The sequence below is a fragment of the Clostridium pacaense genome (genome assembly GCF_020709765.2).
Classification (GTDB): Bacteria; Bacillota; Clostridia; order Lachnospirales; family Lachnospiraceae; genus Enterocloster; species Enterocloster hominis.
This window is the reverse complement of the sequence record NZ_JAJFEB020000152.1, coordinates 1-254: the sequence shown is the minus strand read 5'-3', so window position 1 is coordinate 254 and position 254 is coordinate 1. Positions and strand designations below refer to the sequence as shown.

The window sequence follows — 254 nt, the reverse complement described above, 5'->3', positions numbered from 1 at the left end:
TGCCGCCCGCCTCGGTGGTAAGGGTGATGTAGTCCCCGCAGCTCTCTTCCGCAGCAACAGAGGAAGCTGCCTCCGGTATGCCCACACCCAGGTTCACGATGGCGCCCTTGTTCAGTTCCATGGCAGCCCTTCTGGCAATTACCTTCCTGGCGCTGAGCTTTTCAAATGGGATGGCATCCATTGGAACCCTTATCTCACCTGAAAATACAGGATTATAATAGGTCTTGGAGGTCTGCCAGTGATATTCGGGCTTG

Annotated in this window: 1 pseudogene; it reads right to left on the bottom strand. The window is 54.7% G+C overall.

Annotated elements, in window-relative coordinates:
- Positions 1 to 254 (bottom strand): annotated as a pseudogene (locus LK536_RS58875) (acyl CoA:acetate/3-ketoacid CoA transferase); the annotation flags it as partial.